Origin of the sequence: Streptomyces luteosporeus (assembly GCF_039532865.1) — a bacterium.
Taxonomy (GTDB): domain Bacteria; phylum Actinomycetota; class Actinomycetes; order Streptomycetales; family Streptomycetaceae; genus Streptomyces; species Streptomyces luteosporeus.
Genome location: NZ_BAAASL010000092.1, coordinates 1 through 512, shown reverse-complemented (window position 1 = coordinate 512; position 512 = coordinate 1). Strand labels below are relative to the sequence as shown.

The window sequence follows — 512 nt, the reverse complement described above, 5'->3', positions numbered from 1 at the left end:
CTCGCCCCCTCCCTGATGGAGAAGCTTGCACAGGACGAACTGACCGTTGAGCAGTGTCAGGCGCTCTGTCTCGAGGACGATCCTGCCCGTCAGGTCGAGGTATTCGAAAACGTGAAGGCCAGCTAGTCAAACGCGCCCGCACACCTGATTAAACGCGCTATTACCGAAACCGAGATGCGCACCGACAACGCCAAATTTCGTTTTATCGGGCGCGATGCCTACGAGGCGGCAGGGGGTTACGTCCGTGAAGCTCTGTTCAGCCAGGACGAGGGCGACGGTACGGCTGACAGCGTGCTGGTTGAGCGTCTGGTGCAGGAAAAGCTGGAGCGTATCGCGCAGGACATTCAGCAGCGGGAGGGCTGGGCATGGAGTCGCGGACGCGCAGCCCGCATCTGGTACCACGGCGAAGACGGTAAGGAGTTCGTGCAGCCTGCTGAACCCGATCCGGTGTACACCCCTGAGCAGCAGCAGCGTCTTGGTGCGCTGCGGGAGCAGTACGATACATATGACAG

General features: G+C 60.7%; 1 protein-coding gene. It reads left to right on the top strand.

Going from position 1 to position 512, the window contains the following annotated elements:
• Nucleotides 1-174: 174 nt before the first annotated feature.
• On the top strand, nt 175-512 hold a 338-nt coding region (locus ABD361_RS30580; RefSeq protein WP_425583382.1), incomplete at its 3' end, for a hypothetical protein.